23 protein-coding genes are annotated in these 26,337 nt (G+C 70.5%); 13 read left to right on the plus strand and 10 right to left on the minus strand.

Features of this window, described 5'->3' with window-relative positions; all coding sequences use genetic code 11:
* Positions 1-35 precede the first annotated feature (35 nt).
* Entirely contained in the window at positions 36-497 is a 462-nt protein-coding gene (locus ACIGXP_RS13680) for an SRPBCC family protein (RefSeq protein ID WP_363219402.1), read from the minus strand.
* A gap of 481 nt (positions 498-978) precedes the next feature.
* Between ACIGXP_RS13680 and ACIGXP_RS13685 the strand changes: the two genes are divergently transcribed.
* A complete protein-coding gene (locus ACIGXP_RS13685) occupies positions 979-1,455 on the plus strand; it encodes a hypothetical protein (protein WP_399767764.1) in 477 nt (158 codons plus the stop codon).
* A 29-nt stretch (positions 1,456-1,484) separates the two neighbouring features.
* On the opposite strand, the gene ACIGXP_RS13690 is transcribed toward ACIGXP_RS13685, so the two are convergent.
* The 4 genes from ACIGXP_RS13690 to ACIGXP_RS13705 all read right to left on the minus strand — a co-directional run bounded on the left by ACIGXP_RS13690 (position 1,485) and on the right by ACIGXP_RS13705 (position 6,630).
* Complete coding sequence (locus tag ACIGXP_RS13690; protein ID WP_399767767.1) at positions 1,485-2,378, minus strand: dioxygenase; 894 nt, start codon at positions 2,376-2,378, stop codon at positions 1,485-1,487.
* 158 nt (positions 2,379-2,536) lie between these two features.
* Positions 2,537-4,438: an ArnT family glycosyltransferase gene (locus ACIGXP_RS13695; protein WP_399767770.1), complete on the minus strand. Its 1,902-nt coding sequence runs from the start codon at positions 4,436-4,438 to the stop codon at positions 2,537-2,539.
* Between the two features lie 23 nt (positions 4,439-4,461).
* Complete coding sequence (locus tag ACIGXP_RS13700) at positions 4,462-4,773, minus strand: hypothetical protein (RefSeq protein WP_399767773.1); 312 nt, start codon at positions 4,771-4,773, stop codon at positions 4,462-4,464.
* Positions 4,774-5,388: 615 nt separating this feature from the next.
* Positions 5,389-6,630: a hydrolase gene (locus ACIGXP_RS13705; protein WP_399767776.1), complete on the minus strand. Its 1,242-nt coding sequence runs from the start codon at positions 6,628-6,630 to the stop codon at positions 5,389-5,391.
* 422 nt (positions 6,631-7,052) lie between these two features.
* Here ACIGXP_RS13705 and ACIGXP_RS13710 point away from each other — a divergent pair, with 422 nt between their 5' ends.
* Positions 7,053-8,351, plus strand: coding sequence for a phosphatase PAP2 family protein (locus ACIGXP_RS13710; RefSeq protein ID WP_399768412.1), 1,299 nt, complete (start codon positions 7,053-7,055; stop codon positions 8,349-8,351).
* 301 nt (positions 8,352-8,652) lie between these two features.
* Complete coding sequence (locus ACIGXP_RS13715; protein WP_399767779.1) at positions 8,653-9,159, plus strand: hypothetical protein; 507 nt, start codon at positions 8,653-8,655, stop codon at positions 9,157-9,159.
* A gap of 125 nt (positions 9,160-9,284) precedes the next feature.
* Here ACIGXP_RS13715 and ACIGXP_RS13720 read toward each other — a convergent pair whose 3' ends face one another.
* Positions 9,285-10,274, minus strand: coding sequence for an urea transporter (locus ACIGXP_RS13720; RefSeq protein ID WP_399767782.1), 990 nt, complete (start codon positions 10,272-10,274; stop codon positions 9,285-9,287).
* A 368-nt stretch (positions 10,275-10,642) separates the two neighbouring features.
* Between ACIGXP_RS13720 and ACIGXP_RS13725 the strand changes: the two genes are divergently transcribed.
* A complete protein-coding gene (locus ACIGXP_RS13725) occupies positions 10,643-11,890 on the plus strand; it encodes a cytochrome P450 (RefSeq protein WP_399767785.1) in 1,248 nt (415 codons plus the stop codon).
* Here ACIGXP_RS13725 and ACIGXP_RS13730 read toward each other — a convergent pair.
* Together ACIGXP_RS13730 and ACIGXP_RS13735 are read right to left on the minus strand one after the other, a co-directional pair.
* Entirely contained in the window at positions 11,867-13,276 is a 1,410-nt protein-coding gene (locus ACIGXP_RS13730; RefSeq protein ID WP_399767788.1) for an FAD-dependent oxidoreductase, read from the minus strand. The genes ACIGXP_RS13725 and ACIGXP_RS13730 overlap by 24 nt on opposite strands.
* A 32-nt stretch (positions 13,277-13,308) precedes the next feature.
* Positions 13,309-14,481, minus strand: a complete 1,173-nt coding sequence (locus ACIGXP_RS13735; RefSeq protein WP_363220830.1) for a polysaccharide pyruvyl transferase family protein — start codon at positions 14,479-14,481, stop codon at positions 13,309-13,311.
* A 182-nt stretch (positions 14,482-14,663) separates the two neighbouring features.
* On the opposite strand from ACIGXP_RS13735, the gene ACIGXP_RS13740 reads away from it, so the two are divergent.
* Entirely contained in the window at positions 14,664-15,125 is a 462-nt protein-coding gene (locus tag ACIGXP_RS13740) for an AAA family ATPase (RefSeq protein ID WP_399767792.1), read from the plus strand.
* A gap of 174 nt (positions 15,126-15,299) precedes the next feature.
* On the plus strand, positions 15,300-16,037 hold the full coding sequence (locus tag ACIGXP_RS13745) for a flavodoxin family protein (protein WP_363219938.1): 738 nt from the start codon (positions 15,300-15,302) through the stop codon (positions 16,035-16,037).
* 82 nt (positions 16,038-16,119) lie between these two features.
* Here the strand turns inward: ACIGXP_RS13745 and ACIGXP_RS13750 are convergent, their stop codons facing one another.
* A complete protein-coding gene (locus ACIGXP_RS13750; protein ID WP_363219939.1) occupies positions 16,120-16,854 on the minus strand; it encodes a TetR/AcrR family transcriptional regulator in 735 nt (244 codons plus the stop codon).
* A 153-nt stretch (positions 16,855-17,007) separates the two neighbouring features.
* Here ACIGXP_RS13750 and ACIGXP_RS13755 point away from each other — a divergent pair, with 153 nt between their 5' ends.
* Positions 17,008-18,255: a saccharopine dehydrogenase family protein gene (locus ACIGXP_RS13755; protein WP_399767797.1), complete on the plus strand. Its 1,248-nt coding sequence runs from the start codon at positions 17,008-17,010 to the stop codon at positions 18,253-18,255.
* Between the two features lie 8 nt (positions 18,256-18,263).
* Here ACIGXP_RS13755 and ACIGXP_RS13760 read toward each other — a convergent pair whose 3' ends face one another.
* Entirely contained in the window at positions 18,264-19,142 is an 879-nt protein-coding gene (locus ACIGXP_RS13760) for a hypothetical protein (protein ID WP_399767800.1), read from the minus strand.
* A gap of 419 nt (positions 19,143-19,561) precedes the next feature.
* Between ACIGXP_RS13760 and ACIGXP_RS13765 the strand changes: the two genes are divergently transcribed.
* The 6 genes from ACIGXP_RS13765 to ACIGXP_RS13790 are packed head-to-tail and all read left to right on the plus strand — an operon-like array spanning position 19,562 to position 26,315.
* On the plus strand, positions 19,562-21,244 hold the full coding sequence (locus ACIGXP_RS13765; RefSeq protein ID WP_399767803.1) for an ABC transporter substrate-binding protein: 1,683 nt from the start codon (positions 19,562-19,564) through the stop codon (positions 21,242-21,244).
* Positions 21,241-22,185 carry an ABC transporter permease gene (locus ACIGXP_RS13770; protein WP_399767806.1) on the plus strand — a complete coding sequence of 315 codons (945 nt, stop codon included), beginning with the start codon at positions 21,241-21,243 and terminating at the stop codon, positions 22,183-22,185. The genes ACIGXP_RS13765 and ACIGXP_RS13770 overlap by 4 nt, the downstream gene beginning before the upstream one ends.
* Positions 22,182-23,174 carry an ABC transporter permease gene (locus ACIGXP_RS13775; RefSeq protein ID WP_363219943.1) on the plus strand — a complete coding sequence of 331 codons (993 nt, stop codon included), beginning with the start codon at positions 22,182-22,184 and terminating at the stop codon, positions 23,172-23,174. The genes ACIGXP_RS13770 and ACIGXP_RS13775 overlap by 4 nt, the downstream gene beginning before the upstream one ends.
* Positions 23,171-23,992 (plus strand): ABC transporter ATP-binding protein, encoded by an 822-nt coding sequence (locus ACIGXP_RS13780; RefSeq protein ID WP_399767810.1) that lies wholly within the window; start codon positions 23,171-23,173, stop codon positions 23,990-23,992. The genes ACIGXP_RS13775 and ACIGXP_RS13780 overlap by 4 nt, the downstream gene beginning before the upstream one ends.
* Positions 23,993-24,006: 14 nt before the next feature.
* Positions 24,007-25,038: an ABC transporter ATP-binding protein gene (locus ACIGXP_RS13785; protein WP_399767813.1), complete on the plus strand. Its 1,032-nt coding sequence runs from the start codon at positions 24,007-24,009 to the stop codon at positions 25,036-25,038.
* Positions 25,035-26,315: an alpha/beta fold hydrolase gene (locus ACIGXP_RS13790; protein WP_399767816.1), complete on the plus strand. Its 1,281-nt coding sequence runs from the start codon at positions 25,035-25,037 to the stop codon at positions 26,313-26,315. Before ACIGXP_RS13785 ends, ACIGXP_RS13790 begins: the two co-directional genes overlap by 4 nt.
* The last annotated feature ends 22 nt before the right edge of the window (positions 26,316-26,337 follow it).

The raw sequence follows: 26,337 nt of genomic DNA on the forward strand, positions 1-26,337 counted from the left end.
CGGCGGGGCGGGCAGTGGCTTCAGGGAGTTACCCCTCAGCCCCCGGGCCGGATGCGTCCGCGCCACGCTCCGGACTCTTCTCCGCGCTGTTCGATGTACTGCTTGAAGCGCTTCATGTCGCCCTTGACGCGCCGGTCGAGCGTTCCGACCATGTCCGCGACCTTCTCCACGGCTCCGCTGGGTTCGACATCCATGACGAGTTCCACCCTGGTGTGCATGTCGTCCACGCGCTCGAAGTGGACCATGCCCTTCTGGGACGTGTCGCCCGTGGTGGTGCGCCATGTGATGCGTTCGTCGGGCAGCTGGTCGACGATCTCCGTGTCGAACTCCCGCCGGACTCCACCGATCTTGGTGATCCAGTGGTTGTGACGGTCGTCCAGTTGCCTGACCTCCTCCACGCCTTCCATGAAGTCCGGGAATGTCTCGAACTGCGTCCACTGGTTGTAGGCGGTGTGGACCGGCACGTCGACTTCTACCGTTTCCCTGACCGTGCTCATCAGTGTGCCTCCGTTGCGTCGGTCTGCTGCCTGGGGCCGAGTACCCAGGGAGCTCCGACCGCCACCTCCTGCCTCATGCCCGAGCCCTTCCAGTCACCGTCCGCGCACGCGTGACCACAGGCTGACAGCAGGTCCGCGGATGTGTCAGAGCGCGTGGTACCAGTACCCGCCCGTGGTCAGGGCCTGGGGTTCGTCGCTCAACGCAAGCCACGCCTGGGTCCGATGACCGAGCTGTTGACCGGCATGACCGCCGGCCCGCTCCAATGTCTGCTCCACGGTCGACCAGCGCGTCGAGGTGCGCAGCGCGCTCCCTGTTCCGGAGCCGCGGGCGCAGCAGCCGCGACGGTCTGTCAGGTGCTTCGCGGTCTGTCGGGTGCGTCCTCTCGCCGTGCCGGCCGGGCCCGGCGCCCGGCTTCCGTTGTCGGTGGCTCTCTCTAAGGTGGCAGCGACCTGGTAGATGTCACACCGCAGGAGGGGCCGGATGGGTGCCAGTGGCTGGGAGTACGTCGCTCCGTTCAAAGGGACCGTCGAGGAGTCCCTGGAGGCTCTGCACGCGCAGGTCTTCCAGGAACTCTACGGCGACGACGAGACGTACCGGGACCTTGAGGAGCTGTGGCAGGACGCGGAGTTCATGGGCGAGGAGGGGACCCACTCGATCCTGGACATCGATCGCGTCGTCCGCACAACCGCCGTCCCGTCGACCCACAACATCGCGGACTACGGCACTCTGCGTCCGCTGGCGCCCGAGCGCGTCATACACCACTTCGGCACCGATCACCCTACGCCCGCCCAGTTCGAGGAGTTGCTCGCCCAGCCCCACGCATCCCTCACAGGGACACGTAACCGCGCGGAGACGCTCCTTGACGAGTGCCGCATGCGGTGGACCGGCGTGTACGTCGTTCTGTATACGGATGACGAGCCCACCCACCTGGGCATCTTCGGATTCTCGGGCGACTGAGCCGCACCTGGGCAGGGCGCGGAGGGCCCTCACTCCCGTCGGAGCACGATGTCGAAGCGCACGCGGGTCCAACTGCGCCCGGAGAGGTCGCGTCCGTCGGGGGTGGGAGTACCGGCCGGCTGCCGCTCGAATCGCTTGACGAGGGATTCCCTCACGCCGAACACGGCGTCGGAATCCAGCAGACCGTCATCCTCGACGAAGATATGGGTGATGAGGGTGCGCAGGCCGGACGCGGTGACCATGAAGTGCAGATGGGAGGCGCGCACGGCCGAGCGCCCGGTGCTCTTGAGCAGGGCCCCCACCGGGCCGTCCTGAGGGATCGGGTACGGCGTCGGCGTCAGTCCCCAGAAGGCGTACCCGCCCTCCTCGTCGGTGTACAGATGGGCCCGGCCGGCCAGGTGCCCGTCGTCGTACTGCACGTCGTACAGCCCGTCCCCGTCCGCCTCCCACACCTCGAGCCGTGCCCCGGGGACCGGGTTGCCCTCGGTGTCCGTGACGGTGCCCTCGACCCAGCAGGGTTCTCCCGGGGCACCCGCGGCCATGTCTCCGCCCCTGGGGATCTCCGGGGAGCCTTTCACGAAGAACGGACCGACGACCGTGGCCTCGGTCGCGCCCGCGCCCGCCTCGTGTTGGACGTTGATGGTCTGCATGGAGGCGCCGAGGACGTCGGAGAGCAGTACGAACTCCTGGCGGCGGTCGGTGGTGATGTGGCCGACCGCAGTGAGGAAGTCGATGGCCCGCTGCCATTCGGCGTCGGTCAGCCGGACCTCGCGGATCAACGCGTGCAGGTGCCGCACCAGGGCCTGCATCACTTCTTTGAGCCGGGGGTCCGGGGTGTTCTCGAACGAGGCGAGCACCGTGCGGACCAGCTCGTCCTCGACCTGCCGCTGCCGGTCCGGCACGGCGGGAGTGGTGGTGGTCATGGTGGGGATCCTCCTGGGGACGGCATGGTTGTAGGAGTGTTTCCCCGGGAGAACGCGCCGGCCGTGGTTTCGGTGATGCCGGGGGATCTTCTCGACCCCGCGCAGCCCTGCCACGAGGCCGGGCTCCAGGCGTGGTTGCCGAAGCCCGGCGCCACCGCTCAGTCCCGTCGGCCGCAGTCGTAGAGGGCGAAGCTGCCCCTGGTGCGCCACCCGTAGGTCTTGGGGCGGAGGCGCTTGCAGTGGGACTTCACCCAGGTTGTGGCGGGAGTCGCGGGCCGCCGGGGAGTGAGCAGCACGTAGCGCAGCTGGTGAGCGGTGACGAGGGTGCCGAGCTGCTGGGCGTTGGGGAACGGGGTCTTGCCGGTGAAGCCGCCCATGACCAGCGTGGGCTGGGACTCGGCGCGCAGAAGGCGCTCCGCGGGGTAGGCGGCCTGGGTGGCCAGCAGGTACTTCTCGCCGTGGCGGTGCGCGGTGAGGTAGTCGAGCAAGGCGGTGTCGCGGCGGCTGGGCTGGTCGAGCCCCACCCGGCGCAGAGCGGATCGGTGGTCGAGGGCGTTGTGGTAGACCTTGCCGACCGGACCGGCCGTCGGCGAGGTGGAGGCACCCGCGTAGAGCGGATCGAGGCAGGAGGCGGCCCAGCCGAGCGGTACGAGCAGGGTGGCCACGACTCCGGCGGCCAGAGAGCCCTGGACCAGCCCTCGGGAGGCGCGCGGCCCACGGACCCACAGGCCCAGCGCGCCGCCCACCGCGAGGATCACCGCGAGCGCCAGCAGCCAGGAGACGAATCCGGTCGGCCAGTCGAGCACCAACGCCCAGACAACCGTCAGCACGATGGCCGACGGCAGAGCCACGCGCCGGCGACCGCCGGCCTCGTGCTCGGACCGGAAGAGGGCGAGCCCTCCGCCGGCCAGTGCGGCGAGCGCCGGGGCGATGACGGCGGTGTAGTAAGGGTGATTGCCATTGGAGACGCTGAACACCACGGCGTGTACGGCCAGCCACCCGCCCCAGAGAAGAAATCCGGTGCGCAGCACGTCGGTTCGCGGTTCTCGGGCGCGCCAGACGATGCCCAGTACGGCGGCGAGCACGGCGAGCGGCAGGAACCAGGCGATCTGCGGGCCGATCGTGTGGTTGACGAGCATTCCCCAGCCGGTGTTTCCGTCGGTCCGGCTGGCGGCCGTGCCCGCGACGGCACCGAACGCGGTCGGATCGTCGCTGAAGCGGCTCATGCCGTTGTAGCCGAAGACCAGGCTGAACGGATTGTTGTTGGAGGTGCCGTCGACATAGGGGCGGTCCGCGGCGGGCGTCACCCAGGCGAGCAGCACCCACGAGCAGGAGACGAGCAGCGCGACCACGCCGCCGAGCAGGGAGCGCAGGGCTCGCTTCAACGCGGTGCCGGGCGCGGCGATTTGGTGGACGACGGCGAACACCGGCAGCACTAGCCACGCCTGCAGCATCTTCGTCTGGAAGGCGAGCCCGACCCAGATGCCACAGGTGATCAGCGGGAGCAGCCGCTCGGTCCGCACCGCCTTCTGCAGGGCTCCGGCGGCAGCCACCAGCAGCAGGGTCAGTGCGGTGTCCGGAATGGTGGCCCGGTTGAGCACCACGGTGACCGGGGTGAAGGTGAGCGTGAGCGCGGCGATCAGCGCGGCGAACGGCCCGGCCCAGGCCCGTACGATCCGGTGGAGCAGCCAGACCGTCAGCACGCCCTCGACGACCTGCGGCAACGCGGCGGCCCACGTGTGCGGCCCGAAGAGCCAGACGGAAGCGGCCTCGGGCCAAAAGGCGCCCGGCAGCTTGTCGAGGGTGATCGAACCGCTGGGGTCGAGCCCGCCGAAGAGGAATGCGCGCCAACTGGTGGCCATCGACCGTATCGCCGCGCTGTAGTACGGGTGAATCGCAGCGTGCCCCATGCCCCAGGCGTACAGCACCGTGGCGACGACCAGGACCGTGGCGAGCGCCGGGCGCTCCCAGCGCAAGGGGGCTTCCGGCCGGCCGTCGTGGCGGTTCGATGCCCGGTGGCCGGGATGGCCGGTGGTCTGGGCGGTGGGAGTGGTGGCCATGGGGTGGGTCCTCGGATCAGTGGTCAGACGGTGCGGCGGGTCACGCGGCGGGCGGCTCGGAGATCGCAGGCATGGTCGGTGGCGTCCAGCAGTACGCCGTCCGGCAGATCGTGCCTGGTCGGGCCGCTGGCGGCAGAGCGGCTGGAGAAGAGGCGGCGGCGGCTCCGGTCGTCGAGGTCCAGGTACATGCCGCAGGGCTCGTCGGCTGCGGTCGGCGACGCCGCCCCGTCGGCGTGGGTGACGCCGACGTCGCTGTAGGCGTCGAGCATGTAGACGGTGCGCCCGTCGTCGTGGTTGCAACGGGGGCCGGTCTCTCCAGGACGGCGAGCAGCCATGACGCGCTGTCCGGGGCGCCACGATCAGCGACACCGACGCACGGCCGTACGGCAGCGGAGCGCCGGTGCCCGGTTCGAGCAGCGCGTTGCCGAGTACGGTCGCTTTCCTGGCGGAGACCGGCGCATTGAGTGCGGCCGGGGAAGTCGATGCGCCGGGCGCCGTACACGCGTCGGCCGCACGGCGCCGCGCAGTCGTCCGGGCGCCGCTTGCGGTGCCCTCCGACAGCTGGATTTCCGCGGGGATCCACTGCGTTCCGGCCGCCAAGGCATCGGGAACGGACCGGGAGTTGCTGCTGCTCGGGCCTGCCACGGTGAGAGCGGCCGTCAACGGCAGCAGCACGACGAGCGGGGTGATCGGCACGCCTGCACTCGCGGATCAGTGGCATATCGGCGGGGCGGAGGGTGCGGTGTCGGCGCGGCGCCCGGGAAGCGGTGGGCAGGGCAGTGGATCCTCTCTCAACCGGCGACGAGCGCTCGAATGTTCGACAAGCGCACACTTTAGCCGCATGAGGTCGCGCAGCCGTCACCCTCTCGTCCCTGCACCATGCCTTCGAGGGGGACCGTGCGGCGACGAAGGGCGGGCCCCCGGCGGGGGCCCGTTCGTGGGGCGTCCGGTCAGCGGACGAAGGAGATCTCCGGGTAGCTCTTGGCAGGTCCGTCCAGCAGGGTGCTGTGCTTGTGGCGCAGCTCCTGGTCGAAGAAGGCGGCGACGTAGTCGCGCTGGATCTTGATCGCTCGGTCGGGGTCGATCGGGCCGAACTCCTGCTTCAGCTGGTCCGGGGAGAGTCCGAGCAGGCCTGCCTCCTGCGGCACCATCACCTCGTTGTCGCTGAAGGACCGGTGCCTCGAACCGTGGAGCTGGATGTCGACCCGGTATCCCTTGAGATGGGGCCACAGTTGGCGCCACGAAGAGTCGTTGTTCCGGTTGTGGGTGCCGGAGCTGAAGAGCATGAAGGGGCGGCTCAGGTCCTTGCTCGGCGCCGTTCCGAAGAACTGGCCGTCCAGGTTGGCGCCGGCGGCGATGCGACGGTCGAGCTGCATGGCGGTGTCGACCGCCGCGCCGCCCAGCGACCAGCCGAACATCCCGATACGGGACGTGTCCACGGCGTGCGACAGACCGGAGGGGAGCTTGGCGTGGTCGACGTCCGGGTTGCCGCCCTTGGCGATGGTGCCGAGCTGGTTGATGACGAAACGGATGTCGGCGGCGCGCACGTTGAGCGTGTCGGACGAGTGCGAGCCGGCCGGCATTTTGTTGACCTCGAGCCGTCCGCCCGGGAATTCGACCTCACCGGCGTCGTGGGTGTGATCGACGGTGACGACGAGGTAGCCGCGGCTGGCGAGATCCTGAGTGAGCGCGGTGCCCATTGCGCGGTCCGAGTGCAGACCGGTCGAGTACAGCAGCACGGGCAGCTTGCCGAGCCGGGTGTCGACCGGGGCGAGGGCGTGTCCGGCGGTCTGCGGCAGCGTGACCTGCTGCGGCGACAGGCCGCGTGAGTGGAGGAAGTGATTGCCCGAGAGCGACGGCATCCACGGTGTCTGAGCGTGCCCGGACGTGGAGGCGGCCGGATACCAGTACGTCACCATCAACTCGCGCGCCCTGCCGCGGACGTACGGGTCGGTACGGGACTTGTCGACGAGGTGCTGACTGAACGTGCCGACCGGGTAGCGCCCGCTCGGCGCGGGAAGTGTCAGCTGGAGAGCGGGACCGCGCCCCACACTGGGCCTGAGGGCCGGGTGGACGGCCTCCTGCGGTGGGATGCTGTCGTTCTCGGGTGCCCAGGGCGCGGCCTGATCGGGTGACGGCGCGGTGGCCGTGGGCGTGTGGGGTGCCTTCTCGGCGGCTGTCGCCGGCGTCATTCCGGCACTTACCGCGGCGGCCAGAGCGCCTGCGGTACCGACCACACGGGCTATGAGTCTGCGGCGCTGGCGCGGACGGCGGTGTGGCATGGAACTCCCCCTGGTGGATCATAGAGCGTTGGTCCGGTGATTGTCTGCGGCACACCGTACCGTTGCCCCCGCCGCCCAACTGCCGACCCGTCCGCGATCCCCCATGAGTCGCGTCTCGACATGCTAGGAGTGTTGAGTGTGGGATCCACTGGCCTGCACGCCACCGCTGACCGGCGAAACCCGCCCGCCCCGTTCCGATAACATGATCGAACGCACGAACGATCGCCCTGAAATCTGACAAATCGGCTGAAGAATTGATATCCAAGGCGCCGCGGGAGTTCTCGCGAAAAAACTACAGAACTGGGTTCGCCGCGTGGCGTCGACCACGGGCGATCCTGTGGGCCGCGGCGGGTGTGGCAACCCTCGGGTTCCTCATCACGCTGGAGATCGCCGCGCGTCATTACGGGCTGCCCGGGCCGATCACCAATCAGGCGCGGGAGGTGATCTTCGCCCCGAAATCGGGGCCGCTGCTGTACGCCGGTATGGCGTTGATGATGGTGGTGCTCACCTGGCGGCAACGGTTCATCGCGGTCGGTGCCGCGATCGGCATCGACGTCGTCTTCGTGCTGGTGCGGTGGGTGATCGGCGTCAAGGCGACCGAGGGCCACCCCTTCGGCAACGGCGCGTTGTGGGTGATGCTGGGCTGTGCGGTCGTCGCTGTGACACGCCGCACCGGCGCCGAACGTGCCCTGCTGCTCAAGGGCGTCGGGCTGGGCCTGCTGCTGGTGGCCGGCCGGAAGACGGGCGATGCCTGGCTGCTCATCACGTCAAAGACCCGTCCGACGGTGCTCGACCCGTATGTGGCAACCGCCGATCACGCGCTGGGCAACCCGTCATGGCTGGTGGGCCGGATCGTCGACGCCACCGGCCCGATCGGCGCTCACCTTCTCGACTACGTCTACGCGCAGCTCGCGGTGGCCGCGGTCGTGGTCGCGCTGTACCAGCTGCGGAATGTGGCCGTCGAGCGCCGCTTCCCCAGGCATCATCTGGTGCGCACCTTCCTGGTCATCGGCCTCCTCGGGCCGGCCATCTACATGATCTTCCCGGTGGTGGGACCGGTCTTCGCCTACGGCCCCGGCGCCTTCGGTACCGGCGGCGTGCACTGGGCGGTGGCCGACCTGTGGCCCCACACGCCGCCGCCGATCAGCCCCCCGCACCCGGTGCCGTACGACGGGATCACCCCCCGCAACTGCATGCCCAGCCTGCACACGGCGTGGGCCACCACGATCTTCATCCACTCCCGCAAGGGCCCCCGGATGCTGCGTTTCGCGGGCACGTTCTGGCTGATCGCCACGCTCACCGCGACCCTGGGATTCGGCTACCACTACGGCGTGGATCTCGTCGCCGGTCTGGTGTTCGCGTTCACGGTCGAGGCGGCACTGCGCTCGCTCGACCGCGGCTGGGACCGGTCGGGAATCCAGCTGGTCCTCCACGGAGCGACGGTGTTCGCCGCGCTCCTGGTGTCGTACCGCTGTCTGCCGGTGGAGATGGCCGATCATCCGTGGGTGTTCGGGCCGCTTCTCCTCCTGGCGATGGCCTCGGTGGTCTACGGCTACCTGTGGACCACCAAACGGTGGGAAACGAATGCCGCAACAGCCCAGCAACCGGAACCGCAACCCGCACTCGCCTGAGGCAGGGTGCATTTCTGCGGGGCAATGCCGATCCGCCGGGTGGACAGCCGACCGAAATCTGCGGACGTGGTGGCCGCGGCCGAGGGTCACGCCGACCAGCAGCCCTCTTCCCGCCGCGGCGTCCTACCAGATCAGGCACCAATAGCTGCCGTAGTTCCCGATGCCGATGCGGATGCCTTGCGGGACGAGGCCGGGGTCGGGCCGGCCCACGGCGGCCAACGAGCACGAGGGGTCCCCGACCGCCCCGGCGGCGGCCATGCGGTGAGCGGCGCCGACCGCTGCGGGGGAGGTGTACCACGTCGTGGTCGGTGCGCCGGTGCCGCCGGCCGTCGGCGTGGGAGCGGGGGAGGGCGCGGCGGTCGACGGCCTCGTCGGCGTCGGCGCCGGGGAGGCCGTGGTCCGCGAGGGCGATGCCGGGGGCGGGACCGCTGTGGGGCGGGCGGGTGGCCGGGTTGCCTGCGGTGTCCGTGCGGTCGGCGTCGGTGCGGCTGACGGGGGAGCCGTCGTCTGCCGGTGCGTCGGCCGGCTGGTCGGTGCTCCCGGGGGCTGGGTCGTCGCCGTCGGTGTCGATGTCGGTCTGGGTGCGGCCGTGCCCGTGTGTGTCGGCCCTGGGGTGCTGGATGGTGCCGGTGCAGTGGGCTGGGACGGTGGCGGTTTCGCCGTCGGCAGGGACAGGGTCCCCGAGGCCGACGGGTGTGGCCTGGGCGTTCCGCCGTGCGGCACCGCCAGCCATACGCCGAGGCCGCCGAGCACGAGCACAGCAGCACCGGCCGCGATCCACGGGGCCCTCCTCGAAGGGCGCCGGTGACGGCTCATGTCTCCCACTGTCAGCCAGCCCGTCGGCGACTTCAACCGGGGACGGACCTGGCATCGCGCACGACGGACGGTCTCCGATCCGGGCTCGACCAGGTGGGTCGCCGAGCAGGATCCTGTTCAGGCGGGTCCCGTCCGCCCGGCGCGGGGTTGCCCGGTCGCTGCGGAAGGGGTCGGCGTATTGGTTCGGGGCGCGGCAGGTGTCTGCACGCCGGTCATGCGGGGAAACGAGCGGGCGGCCAACAGGAAGCCGAGGGTCGTCAGCACGAACGGCCAGGTGAGCGGGTGGCCGCCGGACGGGGCGAGCAGATGGGCGACGGCCGGTGTGAGGGTGGTCGCGGTCGCGGCGCCGAGCAGCGCGTACCACAGGGTCGCCGGGGTGGCGGGCAGGAACACCCCGCACAGCGCCAGCGCGACCAGCACCGCGTTGTAGCCCATCGTGCCGTCGGCGATCCGTGCGGCCGGCACCCCGAGCGCCCAGGCCGTCAGGATGCCTGTCGCACTGCCGGCACAGGCCACCCACCCCGCCACCCGGCTCACCAGGAAGAGGCCGGCGAGCAGCAGGGCTCCCGCGTACCACTGATCCAGGAAGAACACCTGGGCCACGTTGCGGAAGAACGCCGCCCCCACGTCGTTCAGTCGCAGAACGGTGGGTCCGGCGGCAGCGCGGGGCAGCGCTGCGACGCTCCCGCCATGCGGCCAGATCCGCAGGAAGGCCGGCGCGGCAACGGCGACCGCGCCCGCCAGCAGGCAGTAAGGGATGGTCAGCGTCGGCAGAGACCACACGTGCAGCAGGCGGATCACAGCCGCTGCTACGACGGTGACCACGAGGCAGGCCGCAGCGGCGAGCAGCACCGTGGACAGCCTGTCCGCATCGAAGAACACGGCGAAGCACAGCGCGGTCAGGCAGCAGTTGAAGCCCTCCAGCCCCGTCCGCACCCGGTCGCGGGCCACGCCCAGCAGCTGTGCGGTGCCGGTGCCGAGGGCGGCACCGCCCGCACCATAGGCGCCGTACCGCCAGTCCGCCGTGGACAGCGCGAGACAGAAGACAGCGCCTGCCCAAGCGCTGTCGAGGAACACGACCTGGGCCACGCCGCGCAGCACGAACACCCCGAACTCCAGAGCGCGCCTTGGAGACCACCACATACCGAACCCCCACACAGTTTTTCCGCTAGACGGCATTGTATTTCCGTCATGCGACATATCTGTGCGCTGGAAGCGGGCTGGGCCGGACGCTGTTGTGCGGTGAACGCGGCTGTCTCAGCTGTTCGGCAGGCGGGTGCCTTCAGGTGCGCCCGAGGCAAGCCAGGCAAGGCCGACACCGCAGCCCGTAGCGACATGATGCGCAGTATTGCGGCGCAGCGTTCCGTCGAGACGCCGGAGAAGGCGATGACCGCTGCGATACCGGACAATCTGTTTATATGCCCCCAAGTGCGAGTACAGGGCGCAGACGGTCGGTGCGTGCCCGGGGAGGCGTGATGAGCCAGCAGCCGGTCCATCTCCCTTATGACGACCCGGCCTTCGTGGCGGATCCCTTCCCGCTCTACCGGCGGCTGCGCGAGGACGGCCCGGTCCGGCGTGCGGTCATCGCAGGCGGCCTGGAGGCCTGGCTGGTCACCCGCTACGAGGACGGGCTCGCCGCGCTGTCCGACCCGAGGCTGAGCAGCGACGTCCGTGATGCCTCGGACCCCCGCCTCGTCGAGCAGCTGCCCGAGTTCGAGCGTGAATCGATGATGAGCAACATGCTGCGTTCGGATCCGCCCGATCACACCCGGCTGCGCCGCCTGGTGTCCAAGGCGTTCACCGCACGCCGGGTCGCCGATCTGCGGCCCCGCATCCAGGAGATCACCGACCGGCTGCTCGACGCGGTGGCCCCGGCAGGCCGGGCCGAACTCGTGGCGGACTTCGCGCTGCCGCTGCCGGTCACCGTCATCGGTGAGCTGCTCGGCGTGCCGGTGGACGACCGGCACGCCTTCCAGCGGTGGACCGACGCCCTGCTCGTGCGCGGGGAGACGATGCCCGACCGGGACGTCGTCGACGAGGCGTGGCAACGGATGCGCGCGTATGTGACCGAGCACCTCGAAACCAAGCGGGCCCGGCCGGGGGACGACCTCCTCAGCGCACTGATCAGCGCCCACGACGAGGAACAACGCCTGAACCACGACGAGCTGATCGCCATGACCTTCCTGCTGCTGGTGGCCGGGTACGTCACGACGGTCAACCTGATCGGCGGCGGCATCGCCGCGCTTCTCGCCCACCCCGACCAGCTGACCCTGCTGCGGGATCGTCCGGAACTGCTGCCCGGCGCGATCGAGGAGTTCCTCCGCTACGACGGCCCCGTCAGCCCGGGCATCGCCCGGTTCGCCCGCGAGGACGCCGAGATCGCGGGCGTGACCGTCCCGCGCGGTGCCACAGTCCTGGTCGCGTCCGCTATAGCCGACCGTGATCCCGCGCGGTTCCCCGACCCCGACAGGCTGGACATCACCCGGCACGACAACGGCCACCTGGCCTTCGGGCACGGCATCCACTACTGCCTGGGTGCGCCGCTGGCCCGCCTGGAGGGCCAGATCGCCATCGGGACGGTACTGCGCCGCCTTCCGGACCTGGCTCTGGCCGTGCCGCCGGCCGAGCTGAGCTGGCGGCCCGGCGCACTCCGCGGCCCGGTGCGGCTTCCGGTCACGTTCACCCCCGGCGGCCGCGCGTCAGCGCAGGCTTGCGCCCTGTGAGCGGAGTTCTCGCTGGACGGCGCTCACCGGGATGTCCCGCGGCTGTCGGCCCTGGGTCGCCGCCAGGGCCGCGCAGACGCCCGCCGCTTGTCCGGTGGCCATGGAGATCGGCATCACGCGGTAGGAGGAGTGCGCCACGTGGTCGCCGGAGATGCAGCGGCCCGCGACGAGAACCCGGTCCAGGCCGCGGGGGAGGAGACAGCGCAGCGGGATGTCGTAGGACTCACCGCGCGGCAGCCGCGTGAGCGTGGTGCCGCGGCCGCTCGGGTTGTGGATGTCCACCGGGTAGGCGCCGCGCGCGATGGCGTCGTCGAACGTGCGGGCCGTCAGCACGTCTTCGCCCGTCAGCTGGTATTCCCCCACGATCCGGCGCGTTTCACGGACGCCGACCTGCACACCGCTCTGGACGACGTAGGAGTCGGCGAACCCCGGCACACGGTCGCGCAGGAAACGGGCGATCTGCGCCATCTGCCGGTGCGCGGTGAACTCCGCGCGGGTGAGGTCCCAGACACTCGTGCCGAGCACTTCGGTGACGCGGGTGGAGTTGACCGCGACCTCACCGGTGTTCGGGGTGGCGAAGAAGAGGATGTCCTCGCGATGCAGGTCCAGTTCCCCCGCGTCGGTGGCGGTACGGACCAGGTCCCACAGCCCGTGCACGCCTCTCCACTGGTCAGGGTGGGCGCGGGTGTAGGAGGCGAACTCCTCGTGGTCGAAGCGAACCATGCGGAACATCAGTGTCATGGGCTGTGTCCAGCCGTCCTCGGGCCGGCCGATCTCGTACGCCGCCCCGGCCGCCGCGGCGATGTCCCCGTCCCCGGTGCAGTCGACGATCACGTCCGCGTCCATCACGAGGGGCCCCGACTTGGTCTCGAACACCGCACGGACGCGCTCGGGCAGGCTGAGGACGTCGGAGGCGAAGGCGTGGAGGAGCGTACGGACCTCATGGTTCTCCAGCAGCTCGTAGGCCGCCAGCTTGAACAGCTCCGGGTCGAAGGGCACGGTGTAACCGGTCTCCAGGGAAGGCCGGATCGCCGCGCCCGTCCGCACCAGTTGGTCGAGCAGCACCCACAGCACACCGCCGACGACCGGCTCGCCCTCGCCGTGGTCGGGCGGCAGCAGACGCGTGGTGTCGCCGGCCACGGCCTGCTTGACCTCGTTGTGGAAACTCATCAGCGGCATCACCAGTGCCGCGGTCGCGTTGCCGCCGAGGAACCCGTAGCGCTCGACGAGGACCACCTCGGCGCCCGCGTTCGCGGCACCGAGGGCCGCGCCGATGCCGGCCGGCCCGCCGCCGATCACCAGCACCTGGGTGGACCCCGCATGCAGGGCCTGACGGGGCGGAAGTTCCACCTTCCTGGGTACGCGGGGCGGCATCAGGTAGGACACGGTCACTCCCTCGGAAACCGGTGGCCGTCGGATCAGCCCGCTGTGGAGGCGGGCACCGGCGTGCTGTCGCAGATGACTTGGTGTGAAGCGGTCGCGGCCAGATAGGCAAGGAGCCGGTCGGCGGTCTGCGCCGCCCGCAGCCGCAGCGATGCCGTACGCGCGGCCGTGTCCGCCGCCCGGGCGGGCCGCTCGTCCCACAGGCGATCCACTTCCGCCAGCAGCAGCCCTGTGGTCTCCCTGATCACCCCGCGCAGTGCGGGCGCGCCGATCTGCTGGGCGAAGTCGAAGACCTTCCCCGCGTACGGCAGGGGCAGCAAGGGAATGCCGGAGAGAGCGGCGAAGATCAGAAAATGCAGCCTCATGCCGACGGCCAGGTCCAGCTGTGTGACGATGTCGAGGACCTGGTGCGGTGCGTAGTCGCCGTGCAGCACCGTGCAGCGGTCGGCTGAGGCCATGCGGGACACCACCGCATGGGCGTGGCGGATGTCGCCGCGTTCCATGGAGACGAAGACGACGTGACCATCGAGCCGGTGGACGAGGAAATCACCCACGCTGGCGAGAAGCTGGTGGTACCCGTCCTCATCGAGATGCTCGGCCGCGCGCCCGGGCTCTCGTACGCTCATCCCCACCAGCCGCACCCCGTCCGGCACCGCCTCCGCCCGCAGCAGCTCTGCGCCGTGATTGCCGGGGACGAGCAGCAGCGCCGGATCGGCCGTGACGGAGATGGGCCGGGCCAGTCCGGCCTCTTCGAGGACGAGTTTCGACTCCTCGTCACGCACGGTGACCTCGACCGCCTCGGACAGCACCTGACGGACCCATGCGCAGTCCGCCTCGTCGGTGAGCGGACCGGCCCCCACGGCATAGGTGAACACGGGCACGCCGAGATCCTGGGCAGTGCGGGCCATCCGCAGATAGCGACGCGCCTCGGTGTTGTAAAGGATCCCCCCGCCGCCGAGCACCAGCACACTCAGCCGGCGCAGATGCGCGGAGATGCCCTCCCTGCACACGCCCTCCCAGCCGACGACCTCGACATCCGGATGGACGCGGCGGGTGTGGACGGGATTGCGGGAGAAGACCACGAAGCGCGTCTCCGGCCGCCCGGCGCGCACACGGTCCAGCAGGGCGGTGAGGATCGCCTCGTCACCCACGTTCCGGCCCCCGTAGGAGCCCAGTACGCCCACGGTCACGCTGCCTGCGTTGTCCACGACCGCTCCCTCACGACGTTCATAGATGTGCTCCCACGATGCGAGTACCGGAAAGCAGGCCGCATGTCATGTGCCCCTTTTCGGTGCTTCCGTACCAGATGGCTGCTTCCTTGTACCGGCCGGGGTGCTCAACGGGAGAGCCGACTTCCGTCCGCCACCGGTCGCGTGTCATCGTGGCGTCCATGGCGACGGGAACGGATGTTGCCGTGCTGGTCGGGCTGCAGGCATCGGGGAAGTCCACGTTCTACACGCAGTGTCTGTCCGACCGGTACGCGCTGGTCAGCAAGGACCTGTTTCCGCGAGGTGCCAGGAACAAGCAGCTGCGGCAGTTGCGTCTGCTGGCGGAGCACCTGGCGGCCGAGCGGGCGGTGGCGGTGGACAACACCAACCCCTCGCCGCAGGAGTGGGCGCCGCTGGTGGAGGCGGCCCACACCCATGGGGCGACGGTGACGGCCTACTGGTTCCCTCCGGACGTGGCCGGCTCGCTGCGACGCAACGCCGGCCGCGGGGGCCGCGAGCGCGTCCCGGACGTCGGCGTCCTGGCCACGCTGAAGCGGTTGCGCAAACCGTCCCAGGCGGATGGGTTCGATGAGGTGCGCGAGGTGCGGTTCGACGGCCGCGGCGGCTTCGAGGTGCGCGGCTGAGGCTCTCCGCCTGGACGTCCTCCGGCACGGTCCGTTCGGAGGCTTTGCGGTGGCGCATACGACAGCAGGTCCGCACGCTGGATGAGGATCTCGAACGAACGTGATTACGCATGCGAACACGGATGCGGGTGCGCCGCTTTGCACCGTACCGCGGCAGCACTCCGGGAGGCTCCTTTGACCGCTTCGCCGCCTGTCACCGACGCACCGCCGGCCCGGTACGACGACCTGCGCGCACTGGTGATCAACTGCACCCTCAAACGCTCGCCGGAGACGAGCAACACCCAGGGGCTGATCGACCGGAGCACCGCCATCATGGACGCCCAGGGGGTCCATGTCGACGTCGTACGTGCCGTGGACCACGACATCGCCACCGGCGTGTGGCCCGACATGAGAGAGCACGGCTGGGAGGCGGACGCCTGGCCTGACCTCTACCAGCAGGTTCTGTCGGCAGACATCCTCGTGCTGGCCGGACCCATCTGGCTGGGTGACAACAGCTCCGTGATGAAGCAGATCATCGAACGCCTCTACGCCTGCTCCAGCCTCCTCAACGACGCCGGCCAGTACGCGTACTACGGTCGCGTCGGCGGCTGCCTCATCACCGGCAACGAGGACGGCGTCAAGCACTGCGCCATGAACGTCCTCTACAGCCTGCAACACCTGGGCTACACCATCCCGCCCCAGGCGGACGCCGGATGGATCGGTGAGGCCGGCCCCGGCCCTTCGTACCTCGATCCCGGCTCGGGCGGCCCGGAGAACGACTTCACCAATCGGAACACCACCTTCATGACCTGGAACCTCCTGCATCTGGCCCGGGCACTGAGGGACCTCGGCGGCATCCCCGCCTACGGCAACCAGCGCACCGCCTGGGACGCCGGCTGCCGCCGCGACTACGAGAACCCCGAGCACCGTTAGCGACACCGACGGCCGGTCGCCGTCGCGGTCAGCCACCACCCACCGCGCAGGCCGCAACGTCCGCCGGCGGGGAATGGCCCGGTCACCGCACCACAACGGCTTCCGACGGCACGCCCGGTGGTGCTGACAGCTGAGCGGCGGTGTGTTCCAGCAGCATCTCCAGGGCGGCCGGATAGGCGCTGTGCGGCATACGCCGGGCGAGCAGCTGGGCCGTGGCGGCGATGTTGGGGTGCGAGTCGGCGGGCAGGCGCGCATAGGTGGACTGCCACATGTCCTCGTCCCCCGCACGGGCCTCGTCCGCGAGCGCGAGGGATCCTGCGTCGAGCGCGGCGAAGGCGAGGCTCTGGTCGATGAACGCGTGGTACACGCGGACCGCCACCGGATCCGGCAGCCCGGCGCCGCGCAGGATGCCGAGGATGGTCTCGTCCACCGCGATCTCGCGAGGCCTGCCCGTGACCCGGCTGGCGGTGAGGACGGCAGCCTGGGGGTGGGCCAGGTAGGCGGCGTGGATGGCCCGGCCCAGAGCACGCAGGTCCGTACGCCAGTCCCCCGTGGCGGTCCAGCTGTCGAGAGCCCGCCCCATCAGCTCGTCCCCGATGGCCCGGGTCAGATCGTCCATCCCCGCGAAATACCGGTAAAGGGTGCTCGGATCGGCGCCGAGCGCCGCGCCCAGACGGCGTGCCGTCAGCCCGGTGCTGCCGTGCTCGCGCAGCACCCGCAGGGCGGTCCGCACGATGATCTCCTCGGACAGCACGGAGCCGCTGCGCGTGGGCCGCCGCCGACGACGTGCCGCCTCCGATACCACTTGCTTCGCCATGCCGGTCGTCCCCTCCGTCGCCGCACGTGAGCCACGAGGTCCGCGGCCTTACGCCAACAGGGTTGACCTTACATCCGGCCGTCGCGTTGCATCGAGCCTGTCCGGAGGCGCTCTGCCGCGCGCCTCGCCTTGCCGGAAAGAAAGGCCTGTGACATGCGCGTACTTCTCGTGGGTGCGGGTGGTGTGGGAACGGCCGTCACCCGGATCGCCGCTCGCCGTGCGTTCCTCACCCACATGGTCGTCGCCGACTACGACCTCACCCGTGCCGAGGCCGCGGTCGCCGCCCTCGGGGACCGGGCGACCCGCTTCAGCGCCCAGCGGCTGGACGCCTCGGACCAGGACGCTGTCCGCCGGGTCCTGATCGACGAGCGATGCGACGTGCTGCTCAACGCCACCGACCCCAGGTTCGTGATGCCGCTCTTCACCGCGGCCCTGGAGGCCGGAGTGCACTACCTGGACATGGCGATGTCGCTGTCCGCTCCGCATGGCTCGCGCCCCTACGAGGAGTGCGGCGTCAAGCTCGGCGACGAACAGTTCGCACTGGCCCGGCGGTGGGAGGAAGCCGGACGGCTGGCCCTGGTCGGCATGGGCGTCGAGCCGGGCCTGTCCGATGTCTTCGCCCGGTACGCGGCCGACGAGCTCTTCGACGACATCGAGGAGATCGGTGTGCGGGACGGCGCCAATCTCACGGTCGAGGGCTACGACTTCGCGCCCTCCTTCAGCATCTGGACAACCATCGAGGAGTGCCTCAACCCCCCGGTGGTCTACGAAAAGGACCGCGGCTGGTTCACCACCACCCCCTTCAGCGAGCCCGAGGTCTTCGACTTCCCCGAGGGCATCGGTCCGGTGGAGTGCGTCAACGTCGAACACGAAGAGGTGCTGCTCATACCCCGCTGGGTCGATGCACGCCGTGTCACCTTCAAGTACGGGCTCGGCGACGACTTCATCGCCAAACTGAAGACCCTCCACGAGCTGGGCCTGGACGCGACGGCCAGGGTGACGGTGCCCGGGGCCGACGGACCGGTCAGGGTCTCCCCGCGGGACGTCGTCGCCGCATGTCTGCCCGACCCGGCCGGCCTGGGGAAGCGCATGACGGGCAAGACGTGCGCGGGCACGTGGGTGAAGGGCACCAAGGACGGGGTGCCGCGCGAGGTGTACCTGTATCACGTGGTCGACAACCAGTGGTCGATGCGCGAGTACGGCGCCCAGGCCGTCGTCTGGCAGACGGCCGTCAACCCGGTCGTCGCGCTGGAACTGCTGTCCACCGGTGCCTGGTCCGGCACGGGCGTTCTCGGCCCGGAAGCCCTGCCCCCACGCCCCTTCCTCGACCTGCTCACCGAGTACGGTGCTCCCTGGGGGCAGCGCGACAGCACGGGCGTTCCGCCGACTGCCGGCGGCTGACGGGCCCCTTACGGGCGCCAGTCCGCCTGCAGGTCATGGGAGTCGGTCTTGGTGAGCTGGGTCAGTCCGGTGCCGTCGGCCCGTACCAGGTAGAGGTGTTCGGGGTCCGCGTCGTCGGAACCGCCTCTCGTGAAGACCAGCCGGCTGCCGTCCGGGGACCACGAAGGGTACTTGTCGTTGCGGCGGGCCGTGGTGATGCGGTGCAGTCCGGTGCCGTCGGGGCGGACGACGTAGAGGTGGGCGAAGCCCGAGGAGTCCACCCGGCTGAAGGCGATCCGGCCGCTGCGCGACCAGTCGGGCGTCCAGTCGTGGGAGCCGGCCCCGGTGACCGCCGTCTGGGCCAGGGTGGACAGCCGGATCCGCATCACCCTGCTGTTTCCGCCCGCGTCCGCGCGGTTGAACGCCAGGTACTTGCCGTCCGGGGACCACGTCGGATGGAGGTCGTCCGCCGCGGTGTGGGTGAGCCGGGTGGCGGGTGTGCCGTCGATCCCGGACACATAGATCTCGCGCTGGGTGCCGACCGGCTTGGCGTAGGCGATCCGCTTGCCGTCCGGGGACCACGCCGGGTCGGAGGCGCCCTTGGTACCGGGGACGGCCTTCAGGTCGCCGCCCGTCGTCTGCATCGTCCAGATGCCGTCGATGGCACCGCCGGACCCAAAGCGGACGAAGGCCACCCGCTTGCCGTCCGGCGACCAGCTGGGCATCACATCGCTGACGGTGGAGGTGTGGGTGAGTTTGACGGGCGTGCCGCCACTGGGTGACATCGCGTAGAGGTCTTCCACCGGCGCTGTCGCGGTGTAGCGGGCGAAGACGATCGCACGGTCCCCCGCAGCCCCCGCGTCCCCTGCGGCGCCGAGGGTCAGTGGTACGGCCATGGCCAGCGCCATGGCGGTCACCGCCGCCCGGCGGCGCCGCGTTGCGCCGATTCCCCCGGTCCAGCCGGTTCTCCGAGCCCTTCCGGCGGCTCTGCCATTGCCTGTGCGGTGCTGTTGGCGCGTCAAGGTGTCCACCCCGATCCCTCGCGCTGCCCGCTGCGGGCAGCTCCGGCCGGTAAACATCCCACCGATGGGACTCTGGCGGAAGCGGCGGCAGTTGGCGGTACGCAGCCTGTGACATGTTCCGTACGTCGCTGTCACATGCGATGCCCTGCGCGCCTGCGCCCTTCGGCATGCTCCGCAGCCGCCTCGCACCGCCAAGACCAGCGTCCATAACCCGATGTTCTGGGTAACTGAGAGCTGGCTGTGCGGGCCCGGCGCCCACAACCTTGACCCAGCCAGTGGAATGTCACATCGCATAGGGAGCCATCGTGAGAGCACGACGTTCCGGGATGGTCATGGCAGCCGCCCTCGGACTCGTCAGCATCGCCGGCTGCGGGGGAGCCGGCGGCGTCGACGGGCAGGGCGGGGCCGCGAGCAAGGGGGGCACACTTCATGTGCTCTCCAGCCTCGACCTGGAGCACCTCGACCCGGCCCGCAACTACGTCACCTCCTCCGAGGACGTGGGCCGCCTCATCTACCGGACGCTGACGACGTACGCGGCGGCAGCCGGGCCGGCCGGCGGAAAGATCGTGCCGGATCTGGCGACGGACACCGGTCGTCCGAGCAACGGCGCCCGGACCTGGACCTTCACGCTCAAGTCAGGGGTGAAGTTCGAGGACGGCCGGCCCATCACCAGCCGGGACGTCAAGTACGGCGTCGAGCGGACGTTCGCCGCGGAACTCCCCGAAGGGCCGCCGTACGCACGGATGTGGATGGCGGGAGGCCGGAGTTACCACGGCCCCTACAAGGACAAGCACGGGCTGGCCTCGATCGCGACACCGGACGACAGGACGATCGTCTTCACCCTCAACCGCCCGGTGGCCGACTTCGGTTCGGCGGTGTCGCTGCCGATCTTCGCTCCGGTTCCGCAGGACAAGGACACCGGTGTCCGCTACGACAGCAGGCCCTTCTCCTCCGGTCCGTACAGGATCGGGACCTTCGAACCCAAGAAGCGGCTCACCCTGGTCCGCAACACCCACTGGAGTCCGGCCACCGACACGGTGCGCAAAGGGCTGCCGGACAAGATCGTGATCGATCTCAACCTCGACCCGGCCGTCGTGGACCAGCGGCTCATCGCCGCCCAGGGGCAGGACGCGGACGCGGTCGCCTTCGAGCCGGTCGGCCCGGCCTCGGTCGGGCCGGTGATGGCCAACCCCGCGGTGCACAAACGACTGGTCACCGGCGAGTCGATCAACACGCGCTATCTGAGCATCAACACCCGGCGCAAGCCGCTCGACGACGTCCGGGTGCGGCAGGCGATCGCCTATGCGCTGGACAAGGACGCGCTGCGTACCGCTCGGGGCGGCCCGATCGCCGGTCAGCTCGCCACCACCCTGCTGCCGCCGTCGCTGCCCGGCGCCGTTCCCGACGACCCCTTCCCGAGCCCGGGCGGCAAGGGCGATCCGGCCAAGGCCAAGGCGCTGCTGGCCCAGGCGGGCCATGCCTCGGGCCTGGCCCTCACCCTCGACACCCCGGCCACCGCGGGCGGCCAGACGCAGGGTGAGGCCGTACAGGCGTCCCTGGCCAAAGCCGGAATCAAGGTGACCATCAACGCGATCAGCTCGTCCGCCTTCTACAGCACGGTGGGCAACACCTCCCAGGAACACGACCTGGTGATCGACGGCTGGACACCCGACTGGCCCGGCGCCTCCACCTACCTGCCGCTCGTGTTCGACGGCCGGCTGATCACCCCCGAGGGCAACAACAACCACGCCCAGTACGACTCGGCCGAGGTCGACGCCCGTATCGACCAGATCGCCAGGATGAAGGACCCGGCCGCCGCCGCGACCGCCTACGGCCGACTCGCGGGGCAGATCATGCAGGACGCGCCGGTCGTGCCGTTCCTGTGGGACAAGGCGGCCGTTCTGATCGGCTCTCATGTCACCGGCGCCTACGGGCACATCGCCTACGTCGGACGACTGGACCTGGTCTCCCTGGGGCTGCGCAAGTGACCGCCACGCTCCCGGCCCCGGTACCGGCCGACGCACCGCCCCGCGTCGTACCGTCCGAGACGTCCCTGCTGCGCCGCCTGCTGGCACAGCGCGCGGCGACGGTCGCGCTGACGGTGGTCGTCCTCCTGGTGCTGATCGCCCTCGCGGCCCCGCTGATCACCTGGGCCGCCGGCACGTCCCCGACCGAGTTCCACTCCGCAGCGGTGAACCCGGAGCTCGGCGGACTGCCGCGCGGCACCGGCGGCGGCATCAGCGCCGCGCACTGGCTGGGCGTCGAGCCCGGCAGCGGCCGGGACATCCTCGCCCGTGTCGTCTACGGCGCCCGGGTCTCGCTGCTGATCGCCCTGCTCGCCACGGCCTTGTCGGTGGTGCTCGGTACGGTGCTCGGGCTGGCCGCCGGGTTCTTCGGCGGCTGGACCGACACGGTCGTCGGCAGGCTGATGGACCTGTTGATGTCCTTTCCCGCCCTCATCTTCATGATCGCGCTGATCTCCGCGGCACCGGGGGTGAACCGGCAGCTGCTGTTGGTCGTCGTGCTCGGCTTCTTCGGGTGGCCCTACGTCGGGCGGATCGTGCGCGGGCAGGCGATGGTGCTGGCCCGCGGCGAGTTCGTGGCCGCGGCCCGGGTGCTGGGCGCCTCGCGGCGCGCCCTGCTGGTGCGAGAGGTGCTGCCCAACCTGAGCGGGCCGGTCCTCGTGGTGGCGACCATGTCGATCCCCGGCTACATCGCCACCGAGGCGGGACTGTCCTTCCTCGGTATCGGAGTGCGCCCGCCGACCCCCTCATGGGGCCAGATGATCGCCTCCGCAGTGCCCTGGTACGCCGCCGACCCCGTCTACTTCCTCGTCCCGGGCGCCTTCCTGTTCGTCACGGTGCTCGCCTTCAACGTGCTCGGCGACGCGGTACGGGACGCGCTCGATCCCCGGAGCCGCCGACGATGATCCTCTACGCCCTGCGCAGACTGGCCGCGACGGCGGCGATCCTGCTGGTGATCTGCGCCGCCACCTTCGCGATCTTCTATCTGATGCCCGCCGACCCGGCCCAGGGCGCATGCGGCAAGGCATGCAGCCCGGAGCGGATCGCCGAGATCCGCACCACGCTCGGCCTGAACCACTCGGTGTTCGTACAGTTCCGCGACTATCTCGTCGGCATCGGGGCCGGCCGCAGCTACGGCACGGGCGCCCAGGCCGTGGACTGCCCCGCTCCCTGCCTGGGATTCAGCTTCCAGACCGATCAGCCGGTGTGGCGGATGCTCACCGACCGGCTGCCGGTCAGCATCTCCATCGCCGCGGGCGCGGCCGTACTGTGGCTGATCGTCGGCGTCACGGCCGGGGTGGTCTCCGCGCTGCGCCGCGGCACCGTGTGGGACCGGGCGGCGATGACGGCCGCGCTCGGCGGCGTCTCGCTGCCGGTGTACTTCACCGCCCTGATGCTGCAGTACCTGCTCGTCGTCAAGCTCGGTCTGCTGCCCTATCCGCAGGCGATCCCGCTCACCGCCGACCCGGTCGGCTGGGCCCGGTCCATGGTCATGCCGTGGATCACGCTGGCGATGCTCTACGCCGGCATCTACGCCCGGATCACCCGCGGCGAGATGCTCGACAGCCTCGGCCAGAACTACGTCCGCACCGCCCGCGCCAAGGGTCTGCCCGAACCGGCCGTGCTGCGCCGGCATGCGCTGCGGCCGGCACTGATGCCCATCGTGACCATCTTCGGCATGGACCTCGGCGCGCTGCTCGGCGGCGCCCTCATCACCGAGTCGGTCTTCGGTCTGCCCGGCGTGGGCAAGCTCGCGGCCGACGCGATCAACAGCGCCGACCAGCCGGTGATCCTCGGAGTGACGCTCTTCGCCGCGGGATTCGTCGTGGTCGCCAATGTCGCGGTGGACCTCGTCTACGCGCTCCTGGACCCGAGAGTGAGGGCCGTGGCATGACCCTGTTGACCGTACGTGATCTGACCGTCGACTTCGAGGGTGGCGTACGCGCCGTCGACGGCCTCGATCTGGACCTGGCCGCCGGGGCGGTGCTCGGCGTGGTGGGTGAGTCGGGCAGCGGCAAGTCCGTGACGAGCCTGGCCGTCATGGGCCTGCTGCCCGATGCCCGGGTCACGGGTGAAGTCCGGTTCGACGGCATGCAGTTGACCGGCCTGGACCGGCGGGCGCTGCGCCGGCTGCGCGGCGACCGGATCGCAATGATCTTCCAGGATCCGCTGTCCTGCCTGAACCCCTACTACCCGGTGGGCTTCCAGATCGCCGAGGCCTACCGGGCACACCGCCGGGCCGGACGCCGGGAGGGCCACCGGGTCGCCGTGCGGATGCTGGACCGCGTCGGCATCCCCGAACCCGAGCGGCGTGCCCGCGCGTACCCCCACGAGTTCTCCGGCGGCATGCGCCAGCGCGTGATGATCGCGATGGCCCTGTGCCTGGAACCCGACCTGCTCATCGCCGACGAACCGACCACCGCGCTCGACATGACCGTGCAGGCCCAGATCCTGGACCTGCTGCGGGAGCTGCGGGAACGGTCCGGTACCGCCATCATGCTCATCACCCACGACATGGGCGTGGTCGCGGGGCTGGCCGACCAGGTCGTCGTCATGTACGGCGGTCGCGCGGTCGAACGGGGCACGGTCCGCGAGGTGTTCTACCGCCCGCGTGACACCTACACCAAGGGCCTGCTCGCCTGCGTACCCCGCGTCGACGGACCGCTGCCCGACCGCCTGCCCACCCTCGCCGCACCGGAGGTGACCGCGTGAACGTGCCCTTGCCCATGAGCACCGCAGGCGACCACGGGCACGCGCCCCTGCTCGAAGCACACGACCTGGTCAAGCGGTTCCCCGTACGGCACGGCCTGACCAGGCGGCTCGCCGGACACATCACGGCGGTCGACGGCGTGTCCCTGCGGGTGGACGCGGGGGAGACGCTGGGCCTGGTCGGCGAGTCCGGCTGCGGCAAGTCCACGGTCGCCCGCTTGCTGACCCGGCTCGTCGAACCCACCTCGGGCACGATCTCCGTGGCCGGACGAGACCTGACCACGCTGGACGAGCAGGAGTTGCGGCCGGTACGACGCGACCTCCAGATGATCTTCCAGGATCCGTTCTCCTCGCTCAACCCCCGCCAGACCGTCCGGCAGATCCTGACGGCCCCGTACCGCTACCAGGGGCTGACCCCCGACGAACCGGTGGAACAGCTGCTGGAGCGGGTGGGCCTCAGACCGGAGCACGCCACGCGCTATCCCCACGAGTTCTCCGGTGGCCAGGCGCAGCGCATCGGGATCGCCCGGGCACTGGCGCTGCGGCCGAAACTGGTGGTGTGCGACGAGCCGGTCTCGGCGCTCGACGTGTCGGTCCAGGCGCAGATCCTCAACCTGCTCAAGGACCTGCAGCAGGACTACGGGCTCGCCTATGTGTTCATCGCGCACGACCTCGGCGCGGTCCGCCAGATCAGCACCCGCGTCGCCGTGATGTACCTCGGCACCGTCGTGGAAACGGCCGACCGGGACACGCTCTACGCCAGTGCCGCGCACCCCTACACCCACGCCCTGCTCTCCGCCGTACCGCTGCCCGACCCGGACGCCGAACGGTCCCGGGAGCGGATCGTGCTGAGCGGCGACCTGCCCAGTCCGCTCGATCCGCCCAGCGGCTGCCCGTTCCGCACCCGTTGCCCCAGGGCGGCCGGCCGCTGCACCGCCGAACGGCCCGTGCTGGGCGCATTCGCCTCGGGGCACGAGGTCGCCTGCCACTATCCCGAACCGCTGACCCGGCCGGTCTCCGAGCCGTCTGCCGAGGAGAGGACCGCATGAGCCGCAGCTTCCGCCTGCCCGGACTCGCGGTGACGGACCACGAGTTCACGGTACCGCTCGATCACGCCGACCCCGCGGGAGCCTCGATCCAGGTGTTCGCCCGGGAAGTGTCCGACCCGGCCCGGGCCGGCGAGCGACTGCCCTGGCTGCTGTTCCTGCAGGGCGGCCCCGGAGGCAAGTCGCCCCGGCCGCTGAACGCCACCTCCGGGTGGCTCGCCCGCGCCCTGAGAACCCACCGGGTGCTGCTGCTGGACCAACGCGGCACCGGCCGCAGCACCCCGGTCACGGCCCGGTCGGCGGCACGGTTCACCGATCCGCGGCAGCTGGCCGACCATCTCGCCCTCTTCCGCGCGGACTCGATCGTCGCCGACGCCGAGCTGATGCGGCATCAGCTGTGCGGCGACGAGCCCTGGGAGACGCTCGGCCAGAGCTACGGCGGCTTCGTCACCCTCACCTACCTCTCCCAGGCCCCCGAAGGCCTGCGTGCCTGCTGCATCACCGGCGGCCTGCCCGGCCTGGACGCCACCGCCGACGACGTCTACGCGGCGACGTATCCCCGGGTCAGGGAGAAGGTGACCGCGTTCTACGCCCGTTACCCCGGCGACCGCGACCTGGTCCGGCGGATCGCCGACCTGCTCGACCGCCGGACGGTCCGCCTGCCGGACGGCGACCGGCTCACCGTGCGGCGACTGCGCACACTCGGCCTGATGCTGGGCATGGGCGACGGGGCCCAGCGCCTGCACTGGCTGCTGGACGAGGCCCTCGGCGCCGACGGCGACCTCTCGGCCACCTTCCTGCAGCAGGTGATGCAGCTGACCGGACTCGTCGACAACCCGCTCTTCGCCGTGCTCCAGGAAGCCTGCTTCGCGCAGGGCGGCAAACCCACCGACTGGGCCGCCGCCCGCGCGATCGCCGGCCGTCCCGATTTCGCCGAGGACGCCGACCCGCTGCTGTTCACCGGCGAGATGTTCTATCCCTGGATGTACGAGGAGATTGCCGGGCTGCGACCGTTCCGGGACGCCGCCCGGCTGCTGGCCGAACGAGCCGACTGGCCCGCGCTGTACTCGCCGTCGCGACTGGCGGCCAACCGGGTGCCGGTGGCCGCAGCGGTCTACCACGACGACATGTACGTCCCCACGGAACTGTCCCTGCCGACCGCGCGCTCGGTCGGCGCGCTGCGCGCCTGGGTCACCAACGAGTGGGAGCACGACGGGGTGACCGCCTCCGGCGAAGGCGTGCTGTCCCGCCTGATGGACATGGCCGCCGGGCGGGCCTGACGTACCCGCGCCATCCCGAACC

The sequence above is a fragment of the Streptomyces sp. NPDC053069 genome, from assembly GCF_044546895.1.
Lineage (GTDB): Bacteria > Actinomycetota > Actinomycetes > Streptomycetales > Streptomycetaceae > Streptomyces.

Coding starts and splice junctions, on each gene's coding strand:
- ACIGXP_RS13680 (WP_363219402.1), bottom strand. CDS start 497: ATGAGCACGGTCAGGGAAACGGTAGAAGTCGACGTGCCGGTCCACACC.
- ACIGXP_RS13685 (WP_399767764.1), top strand. CDS start 979: ATGGGTGCCAGTGGCTGGGAGTACGTCGCTCCGTTCAAAGGGACCGTC.
- ACIGXP_RS13690 (WP_399767767.1), bottom strand. CDS start 2,378: ATGACCACCACCACTCCCGCCGTGCCGGACCGGCAGCGGCAGGTCGAG.
- ACIGXP_RS13695 (WP_399767770.1), bottom strand. CDS start 4,438: ATGGCCACCACTCCCACCGCCCAGACCACCGGCCATCCCGGCCACCGG.
- ACIGXP_RS13700 (WP_399767773.1), bottom strand. CDS start 4,773: ATGGCTGCTCGCCGTCCTGGAGAGACCGGCCCCCGTTGCAACCACGAC.
- ACIGXP_RS13705 (WP_399767776.1), bottom strand. CDS start 6,630: ATGACGCCGGCGACAGCCGCCGAGAAGGCACCCCACACGCCCACGGCC.
- ACIGXP_RS13725 (WP_399767785.1), top strand. CDS start 10,643: ATGAGCCAGCAGCCGGTCCATCTCCCTTATGACGACCCGGCCTTCGTG.
- ACIGXP_RS13740 (WP_399767792.1), top strand. CDS start 14,664: ATGGCGACGGGAACGGATGTTGCCGTGCTGGTCGGGCTGCAGGCATCG.
- ACIGXP_RS13750 (WP_363219939.1), bottom strand. CDS start 16,854: ATGGCGAAGCAAGTGGTATCGGAGGCGGCACGTCGTCGGCGGCGGCCC.
- ACIGXP_RS13755 (WP_399767797.1), top strand. CDS start 17,008: ATGCGCGTACTTCTCGTGGGTGCGGGTGGTGTGGGAACGGCCGTCACC.
- ACIGXP_RS13760 (WP_399767800.1), bottom strand. CDS start 19,142: ATGGCGCTGGCCATGGCCGTACCACTGACCCTCGGCGCCGCAGGGGAC.
- ACIGXP_RS13775 (WP_363219943.1), top strand. CDS start 22,182: ATGATCCTCTACGCCCTGCGCAGACTGGCCGCGACGGCGGCGATCCTG.
- ACIGXP_RS13780 (WP_399767810.1), top strand. CDS start 23,171: ATGACCCTGTTGACCGTACGTGATCTGACCGTCGACTTCGAGGGTGGC.
- ACIGXP_RS13785 (WP_399767813.1), top strand. CDS start 24,007: ATGAGCACCGCAGGCGACCACGGGCACGCGCCCCTGCTCGAAGCACAC.
- ACIGXP_RS13790 (WP_399767816.1), top strand. CDS start 25,035: ATGAGCCGCAGCTTCCGCCTGCCCGGACTCGCGGTGACGGACCACGAG.